Annotated in this window: 8 protein-coding genes; 2 read left to right on the top strand and 6 right to left on the bottom strand. The window is 36.2% G+C overall.

Annotation, left to right across the window (positions count from 1 at the left end; translation table 11 throughout):
• On the top strand, positions 1-2,189 hold a 2,189-nt coding region (locus MOC86_RS25965; RefSeq protein WP_268586789.1), incomplete at its 5' end, for an MMPL family transporter.
• A gap of 118 nt (positions 2,190-2,307) precedes the next feature.
• Here MOC86_RS25965 and MOC86_RS25960 read toward each other — a convergent pair.
• The 6 genes from MOC86_RS25960 to brnQ form a co-directional block, all read right to left on the bottom strand.
• Positions 2,308-3,285 (bottom strand): ornithine cyclodeaminase family protein, encoded by a 978-nt coding sequence (locus MOC86_RS25960; RefSeq protein ID WP_268586788.1) that lies wholly within the window; start codon positions 3,283-3,285, stop codon positions 2,308-2,310.
• Between the two features lie 69 nt (positions 3,286-3,354).
• On the bottom strand, positions 3,355-4,536 hold the full coding sequence (locus tag MOC86_RS25955; RefSeq protein ID WP_268586787.1) for an NAD(P)/FAD-dependent oxidoreductase: 1,182 nt from the start codon (positions 4,534-4,536) through the stop codon (positions 3,355-3,357).
• The gene (locus MOC86_RS25950) at positions 4,533-5,753 is read right to left on the bottom strand and encodes an NAD(P)/FAD-dependent oxidoreductase (protein ID WP_268586786.1); all 1,221 of its coding nucleotides are present in this window, start codon (positions 5,751-5,753) and stop codon (positions 4,533-4,535) included. Before MOC86_RS25950 ends, MOC86_RS25955 begins: the two co-directional genes overlap by 4 nt.
• Complete coding sequence (locus MOC86_RS25945) at positions 5,746-6,087, bottom strand: (2Fe-2S)-binding protein (protein ID WP_268586785.1); 342 nt, start codon at positions 6,085-6,087, stop codon at positions 5,746-5,748. Before MOC86_RS25945 ends, MOC86_RS25950 begins: the two co-directional genes overlap by 8 nt.
• Positions 6,084-6,356, bottom strand: a complete 273-nt coding sequence (locus tag MOC86_RS25940) for a (2Fe-2S)-binding protein (protein ID WP_268586784.1) — start codon at positions 6,354-6,356, stop codon at positions 6,084-6,086. Before MOC86_RS25940 ends, MOC86_RS25945 begins: the two co-directional genes overlap by 4 nt.
• Positions 6,357-6,449: 93 nt before the next feature.
• The gene (gene brnQ / locus MOC86_RS25935; protein WP_268586783.1) at positions 6,450-7,793 is read right to left on the bottom strand and encodes a branched-chain amino acid transport system II carrier protein; all 1,344 of its coding nucleotides are present in this window, start codon (positions 7,791-7,793) and stop codon (positions 6,450-6,452) included.
• A 570-nt stretch (positions 7,794-8,363) separates the two neighbouring features.
• Here brnQ and MOC86_RS25930 point away from each other — a divergent pair.
• Positions 8,364-8,912 carry a helix-turn-helix domain-containing protein gene (locus tag MOC86_RS25930; RefSeq protein WP_268586782.1) on the top strand — a complete coding sequence of 183 codons (549 nt, stop codon included), beginning with the start codon at positions 8,364-8,366 and terminating at the stop codon, positions 8,910-8,912.
• Positions 8,913-9,044: the final 132 nt, after the last annotated feature.

Raw genomic sequence — 9,044 nt, 5'->3', positions numbered from 1 at the left:
ATAAATTAGGATATTGGGTAGCAGGAAATAAGGTTAAGATTATTAGTGGAACGATAGCAATATTGATTGCTCTCGGTGTTTTGGCGGTAAATATGGGAATGTCCTTTAGTGAAGAAATGTCTATGCCAAACACGGAATCTGCTGATGCTGGAGAATTGCTTCAAAAAGAGTTTCCTTCTTCTGAGGAAAAATCAGGTGGGCAAGTACAATTAGTATTTAAAGCTCCAAAGGGCGAGACATTAGACTCGCAAAAAATCAATCAAGTGATAGAGAAAACATTAAATGAAATCAAAAAGGATGATCGTGCGGTTACTTCAATCGCTACACCTGTACAACTGGGTAACCTATCGGAAAATAAGAAAATAGGCTATGCCACAGTCACTTATAAGGTAGCAGCTGATAAAGTCACAGACTCATCCAAAAAGATTGTCAAAAAAAATATAAAAACAACGCGTGATGCTGGAATTCAGACAGAACTAGCTGGTACGGTCGCCTTTTCAAAAACTGAAGCAGGTGGACCAGCAGAAGGTATAGGCATCATTATTGCTTTCGTTATCTTGGCTATCACATTCACTTCATTTTTGGCTGCAGGGATGCCGATTTTAACCTCTATTATTGGATTAGGAATCGGGCTGCTAGCCATTGTGGTAGGTACCAATTTTATTGATATTCCATCCGTATCGCTTTCTGTGGCCGCAATGCTGGGGCTTGCAGTCGGAATCGATTATGCATTGTTTATCATTGTTCGTTTTAGGCAGCAGTTAAAAGAAAATTATTCTGTTAGAGAGTCCATCGCAATCGCAACGGGGACTGCAGGAAGTGCTGTTGTTTTTGCAGGAATTACTGTTATCATAGGACTTATTGGATTATCCGTTACGGAAATACCTTTTTTAACGGCAATGGGATTTGCTGGTGCATTTACTGTCTTAATCGCAGTCTTCATTGCATTAATTTTGGTACCAGCTGTATTAGCCCTTATGGGTCACAAAATGGGTCCTTATAAGAGTAATCGATTATTAAGTAAAATAACAGGTAGAGATAAGAAACAAACTTCCTCTAATAAATGGGGTAAATTTGTAGTAAAACGTCCGTTTATAGTAACTATTTTAGGAATTGGGCTACTAGTTGTTATAAGTACTCCATTTTTCCACATGCAACTTGGGCTTCCTGACAATGGAACAAAATCAGTAGAAACAACAGAACGAAGAGGGTATGACTTACTTTCTGAAGCTTATGGACCAGGATATCATTCCTCATTAGTTGTGGTAGCGAAAACAAATAGTAGTGTAAAGGATGCACAAACAGCAGCTAATGAAATAACTGAAGAAATCAAGGGTATTTCAAATGTAAAAACAGTAAATCCAGCGATACCGGGTTCATCAGGAAAGGTATTTATGATATCTGTAACACCTGAAACAGGTCCTAGCGATCTAAAAACAAAAGATATTGTTCACGACATTAGGGATAAATCTAATAAGGAAGTTGAATTACTGGTAACAGGTCAGACTGCAGCAGATATTGATCTTTCTGAAGGTCTGTCACAGGCGTTGGTAAAATTCGCTATCATCATCGTTGGGTTTGCTTTCCTTCTTCTTGTGATTGTATTCAGATCTCTTCTTGTACCATTAAAAGCTGTATTAGGTTTTGTTCTTTCATTAGGAGCTACATTAGGATTTGTTGTATTTGTAGTTCAAGATGGGCATTTTATGGATTTCTTCGGGTTCCCGACCCCAAGCCCTATTTTAAACTTCCTTCCTGTCATTGTGGTGAGCATATTATTTGGTCTTGCCATGGATTACGAAGTATTCCTTGTGAGTAGGATGAGAGAGGAATATATTCATACAGGTGATGCACGAAAAGCTGTTTTAGCTGGGATGGAAAATAGTGGTAATGTAGTAACCGCAGCCGGATTGATTATGATCGCTGTTTTTACAGGTTTTATGCTTACTCCCGATCCGATGGTCAAAATTATGGGGATGGCATTGACATTTGGTGTTCTCTTTGATGCCTTTATTGTAAGGTTAGCCATAGTACCAGCAGTCATGACTTTATTAGGAAAATCTGCTTGGTATTTACCACGATGGTTGGACAAAATTTTGCCTAATATTGATATAGAAGGTGAGTCTATCATGAAAATGATGAAGAAAAAAGAAAAGGAAAAAGAAAGAAAAAGGAAATTGAGTATATAAGTTTTAGGGCGTCCGTTTAATCTAAAGGTTAAACGGACGCTTATTATTTACGAGTGGATTATACATAATTATAGCTAAAATCTGTTCTTTTAGATTAAGCTAAGTCATATGTGGCTACTTATAGTTGAATACTAGTGCCCACCTTATTTTCAATTGCTTTTTTGTAAAAATACTGAGCAATAACAATATCGACAACAGCGAGTCCAACTGATTTAAACACGGTAATTTCCTGATCATTAACCCTTCCTTTATACTCTCCATTTACAATCCTTCCAAGTTCTCCATAGATATTACTTGAATCAAATGTGCCTTCTTGTATAGGAACTTGTAAATCACCAGTCTCCTCTAATGCAGCTTCTTTGGATTCTACGACTACTTTATCTGCCTGAGAAATCACATGAGATGGTAACTCTTGCATTGTTGGTCTAAAGGAACCTACGGCATTCACATGAGTACCTGATTTTAGAGACTCTGAAAAAACAGGTGTTGATGAATTGGTTGTTGTAACCACAATATCCGCTTCACTTACTGCCTCGTTTGTATCTAAATAGATGCGTACCTGTTTACTAAATTTACTTTTAATATATTCCGAAAAGTCCTGTGCTTTTTGTTCAGTTCGGTTATACAGTAAGATTTCTTTAATATCTCGAACAGCAAGTACAGCTTCAATTAGTCCTTTTGCTTGTTCTCCCGTACCAATCACGCATAACTTTTTTGAATTCTCACGCGATAAGCATTTTGTTGCTACACCTGATAAAGCCCCTGTTCTCATCATAGTTAAATAGGATCCTTCTAAAAGAGCAAGTGGCTCTCCTGTTTTGCAGTCTGATAGCATCACCACGCCATTTATAGTCTTCTTTCCTAATTCTTTATTATTTGGAGCTACATTTACTACTTTTAATCCAAGACTTCCAAGTCCTTCAGCCACGGAAGGCATGACTAATGCGGTATTTTGTCCTTCATTGAAAGGTAAGGCTGAACGGATAGGTGTAACGGTTTTATCTGCTGAGAATTCCTTTAATGAAACAGCAGCCCATTCAATAATCTCATTCATATCAGCTAAACTTTTTTGGTCATCGGTATTTAAAATTAACATTTCCCTCATCACCTCAACGATTATTTTGCTTATTAAAAATCTTCATACGGTTTTTCATGCTAATTTGAATCATTTCATAGCATTTATTTTAAATCGATTATAACGAAGGGGATCAATTGGGATTGATGTGTGTGTTTCATTAATCATTTCCTCAATTAATTTACCTGTGATTGCTGCTAAACTTATTCCGTCCCCTTCATGCCCTGCTGCTATATAAAACCCTGGCATCTCTTCAACCTGTGAAATGATTGGAAGGTGGTCAGCTGTCCACGGGCGTAATCCTGCGTATGTTCTGATAACCGTCATATTCGCTATCTTAGGGTAGAAACGAAGGGCTCTTCTTGCGATATTTTTTATGATTTCATAATCCACTTTCGTGTCATATCCATTAAATTGACGACTACTCCCAATTAAAAAATTTTGACTCTGAGTAGGTTCAAAAACTAAGGCAATCCCATATTTATCAGTTAATGGATCTACTTTTCTCTCTCCACCAAATTTCGAAATGAGATAACCAAATTCCATTACATTTCTTAACCCAACAGGCTGTTGCCTAGAAGCAACAATTACATGTCCTTTACGCGGTTTTATTGAAATATCTACATCCAACATTTCTCCAATAAACGGAGCCCATACACCACAGGCATTAACCACTTTGTTAGCTGTGAAGGTTTCTTTATTCGTCTCAATTATAAATTGATGTTCTCTATTCCTATAAAGGTTCTTTACTTCTGTATTTGTATGGATCCTTGCCCCAAATTGTTTTGCGCGTTGAATCATGGAATACGTCAGCATATAGGGATTTATTATAGAGTCAGTCCTACACTCAAGCCCCCCAGGAAGATCGTCTGCGAAATAACTAGATTCATTGCGTAAGTCTTCCCTATCTAACATTCGAAAATCTAGTCCTGCCTCTTGTTGCTGTTGTACCCATTTTTGCGCAGCTTCCATTTCCATATCATTTTCACAAACTAAAATACTACCTGGATTTCGATACTCAAAAGGGATTTCAAGTTCATCATTTAATTCATATACTAACTGCTGACTTTTTAGAGACATTTGACTATCAAATCCTGGATCCTTATCTATTGCTAGAATATTCCCATCACATTTAGAAGTTGTCCCACTAGCTAATTCATTTTTTTCAAGAACTGTTACATCTAATCCTGATTTTGAGCAATAGTAGGCAATTGACGAACCAATAATTCCTCCTCCAATAACCACAACATCACGATGAAGTTTGTTATTCATCTTACTCCTCCTTTAGAACAATGATAGGCTTCCCACTGCTCTAAAATTTTTCTTCTTCCCTCTTCTATTTTCGGATGAAATTGTATATATGCACTATTCCGGGTTTCTTCGGTTATTTCAATAGAATACTTAATTTCAATATCTAATCCTTTAACTCCAGCATGTTGTGCTATGGATAAACCTGCCGTTCTCCCTTGGGCAGCAGCAACCTTTGCTCCTTCAATCCCCGTAATGTTCCCTGCAACATATAGTCCTTCTAGAGGGCTTTCCATACGTTCATTATGTAAAGGCACATAGCCTCCCAATTCCTCCACTAAATAAAAGGGACAACCTGCAACAGCTGCTAATTCAGCTAATGGATATAATCCACCAGCAATACAAACAAAATCTACTTGAATATGTTCCTCGCTACCCGGTACCACTTCCCCATTAGCATCAATTGTGGCTATTGTTACCCCTTCTACTTCATGTTTACCGTAGATTTCCGTTACAGCTTTTCGAAGATAAATGGGAATGTCCCACATTTTCACTCCATTTTTCGGATAAAAAGTAAGCCCTAGTTTTTTCATAAAGTCATTTTGCATTAATTTGCTCCCATATTTAACAAATGGAGACGGAGCCATATGGGATACGTGGAGAAGTGAATCTAATACTTTTCTTGGATTACCCGCCTCCTCTGTAACGCTGTTTATTTTCGGTAAAGTAAGGCAAGCTATCTCTACACCAGCTAGTTGTAATTCCATCGCAATAGCAGCTGATAGAACATTTACGCCTATGATAACCCCACGCTCTCCAGGTTTTACCCTATGAACATTTGTCATAACCTGGGCAGCACCAACTGACATCACCCCAGGCAAGGTCCAGCCAGGAGCCGGGACAGGTGATTCTGCTGCACCCGTTGCTAGTAATAAGTTATTTGTGTAAAACTCTCCTCTTTCTGTATATACAATCCATAAATTCTCTCTTTTTTCAATATTGTTTACTGTGGTGTTTAAATAAAATTCCACTCCAAGGTTCATTGCTTTGTTATATAGTTTTTTAGATTCTTCAATTCCATTCCACCAGGAACCTTTTGGTTCTTCATAAAGCTGTCCGAGTAATCTCCCACCAGCTATCATATATTCATCAATGATAACTACCTTTATTCCAAGTTCTGCACAAGTAACGGCTGCTGTTAAACCTGCAGGACCAGAACCTATAATAATTACATTATTCATTTCCAAGACCTCCATCTGCCTTACTAGGTGTTGGTATTGGACCATCACTTTCCACAACCATCCCCTCTTGAATAGGTGTCACACATGCTCGGATACCTTGTTGACCATCCACCGAAACTCTACACTCATAGCAATGGCCAATATTACAGTAAATTCCCCTTGGTGATCCACTATTTTCATGGTATCGAAGTGTGCGAATTCCATTAGATAAAAGGGCAGCAGCTAAGGATTCGTTTTCCAACCCTTTATAAACTTTATTATTAAAGGTGAAGGAAACATAATGATGATCCTCAATTTTTCCGAGTACAGGATGCTCTAAAATTCTTCGTGTCATTTATCGTGTCCTCCTAAATTTCCAAAGCTGATAGGGCGCACAGGTGGCTGATATTTCAGTGATACACATGTGTGATTTTGAGTATTAGATGATGTATTAGCTATTTTATCTATCATCGCCCGGCATGATCTTCCCCCACAATACCCCATACCTGCCCTAGTTCGGAGTTTTAATTCCCTAGCTGAACACTTATACTTGGTAGCTGTAGTCTCCAATTCTTTGTAACTTACTTCTTCACATCTACATATGATCATTTCGTCTTCCTTCACTTCAAACACCCCAATATTATTTGATTCATATAAAAATAAAACTAAGAATTAGATAAGTATCAAATCTATTAATTATGACATTCAGAATGCTCTTTATCTTCCTATATCAAACTTCCTTTCTTCTGTTTTTTTCAAGATAGCTACAATCATACCGATAACGGCTCCAATGGATCCTGTGATAATCCAACCAGCACCAATATTAAAAAAGGGAATAAAAGAAAAGGTTTGGCTAATAAAGTTTGTAAAAATATGAGCTTCTCTTAAAGCATCCAACAGAGCAACAAATCCGCTACCAATAATTGAACCTATGTATACAGATTGATAACCTTTAAACAAGTTATGAGTAAAGGAAAGAATAATTAATGTAATAGAAATTGGGTATAAAAGGAGCAGGATGGGTGAAGCAAAATCTAGTATAGTATTCAATCCAAAATTAGTAATGATTAGGCTTACACTAGCTAACATAAATAGCCATTGTTTATAAGAAACCTTTGGAAAGATTCTACTAAAATACTCAGTTACGGCTGCTAGACATGCCACATTGGTTGTTATTCCCGTTAAAAATATAACTGTTCCTAAAAGATAACTCCCTCCAGTTCCAAGTAAATGTATAGCACTATTGGCTAGAATTTGGGCCCCATTGTCGGCATATCCAATAGACTCAACACTTGATGCCCCAATCCAGGCTAATGATAATTGTAATACTGCTAATCCAACTACAGTTATCGTGCCTGCTTTAATAAAAACAATTGAAGTTTCTTTATTCCCTTTAACCCCTAGACTCCTAATTGACTTTATGAAAATCCCCCCAAATATAAAGGCTGCAAGGACATCCATCGTATAATAACCTTCTGTAAATCCTTTGAAGAAAGCATTATGAATATAAGGTTCCTTCGGTTTAGCAAATGAACCCATTGGAGTTATAATGGACTTGATTACAAATATGGCAAGAAGAATAGAGAATATTGGGGTTATTACTTTCCCTAAATGATCAACAAACTTATTTGGATTTAATGATAGTAATATCGTAAGGAGTATAAAAACAAATGAAAAAATAAACAGAAGTAGGTTACTTGATATAACATGATCAGGAACAATTGGCACAATGGATATCTCATTTACTATGGATGTAGTTCTAGGAATTACGTACATAGGTCCTAATGTCAAAAAAAGTGCGATTGAAAATAACAGGCCAAATATCGGATGTACTCTCCCAGCAAGCTTCTCTACTGTTCCACCTGAAATAGCTAAAGCTATGATGGCTAATAGAACAAACCCGACCCCTGTAATTAGAAAGCCTGAAAAAGCTATCCATGTGTTGGTTCCAGCTAACTGTCCCATCATAGGTGCAAATATGATATTACCTGCACCAAGAAACATCGCTAATAACATGAGACCGACAGCAATAAGTTGTCCCATCGATAAAGTACTTTTCATATAGAGTCCCCCTAGTCATCTGATAGCAACCTTCTACCTATCCATTTGTTCTGTTTTACATCAGTTTGTAAGCGTATTCAATTATATTTTGTTTAATTGTTATTTAAATAACACACTATTCATACCCTAAAATTTAATTGTAACTTAAATTTTAGGGTAAAAAAAAGCACTTAAACTTATATAAGATACTTAAAAAACAGACACCTTCATCTTGTTAGGTTAATATGTTAAAATTAGTTTTGTATAATTTAAGTTTAGATTAAATTAAATTTAATTGACACTTAAATTTAATAAGACTAATAACGTCATTATACTTATCGTTTTCTTAAAATTCAACCACTTTATCAAGGAACCTTACATGTAATTTAATTTCAAAGCTTTAAACTTTGCTATACTGAGGTTCTTGAGGGGAGAAAAAATGCTTCTAAAAACTTAGTAAGTGTTTTCCTTATACAATAATACCTTAGTTGGTATGTATTACATATCTGGCCTAGGAACCCTTAATACTTTTTAGAAAATTAGAGTGGAATGTATAACCTGTTATATTAAACTATATTTAAGGAGATTGACATGAAACAAGATTTAGGAAATTTAATAAAAAACCTTCGTAAAGAAAGAAAAATGACATTAAAAGAAGTCTCTGAAAAAACGAATTTGTCCATAAGCTTCTTGTCTCAAGTAGAACGTTCTCTTTGTTCTATTACTTTACTCTCCTTACGGAAAATATCTGAAGCTCTTGGTGTGAGTCCAAGCTATTTCTTTCCAGATACTATACAAATTGATAAAAACATGATTAGACGAGCAACGGAGAAACAAATGGAACATAAGTCATCTTTTACTTATTCTGATTTATCGGGGAATGTATCAAATCCCTTGTTTGTACCTATTTTAGTTACCTTACTACCTGGGGACGAACGAGATACACCTTTTTCTCATGAGGGACAGGAATTTATTTATGTTGTTGATGGAACTCTGACTATTATTCTTGATGATACGGAATACGATCTGTACCCTGGAGATAGCCTTCATATGGATTCAACTAGACCTCACAACTGGTTTAACAAGACAGAAAAGCCTACTAATTTCTTATTTGTTAGTACAGTTCCCCCTGGAAAGTGACTTGTGGACTAAATCTATTTATCATCATGAATTATTTCATACATATTTAGTTAACATAACCTATATTATCGGTACAAAGAACCTAATTGATATCAATTAGGTTCTTTATTTAAGCATTTGTAAGTGTGTTTC

The organism is Priestia endophytica (genome assembly GCF_026790145.1).
GTDB lineage: Bacteria > Bacillota > Bacilli > Bacillales > Bacillaceae_H > Bacillus_I > Bacillus_I endophytica_A.
This window is presented reverse-complemented; position numbering and strand designations above follow the sequence as displayed.

Excerpts from the sequence above, each read along its gene's own strand:
- MOC86_RS25960 (WP_268586788.1), bottom strand. The coding sequence starts at position 3,285 with ATGTTAATTTTAAATACCGATGACCAAAAAAGTTTAGCTGATATGAAT.
- MOC86_RS25955 (WP_268586787.1), bottom strand. The coding sequence starts at position 4,536 with ATGAATAACAAACTTCATCGTGATGTTGTGGTTATTGGAGGAGGAATT.
- MOC86_RS25950 (WP_268586786.1), bottom strand. The coding sequence starts at position 5,753 with ATGAATAATGTAATTATTATAGGTTCTGGTCCTGCAGGTTTAACAGCA.
- MOC86_RS25945 (WP_268586785.1), bottom strand. The coding sequence starts at position 6,087 with ATGACACGAAGAATTTTAGAGCATCCTGTACTCGGAAAAATTGAGGAT.
- brnQ (WP_268586783.1), bottom strand. The coding sequence starts at position 7,793 with ATGAAAAGTACTTTATCGATGGGACAACTTATTGCTGTCGGTCTCATG.
- MOC86_RS25930 (WP_268586782.1), top strand. The coding sequence starts at position 8,364 with ATGAAACAAGATTTAGGAAATTTAATAAAAAACCTTCGTAAAGAAAGA.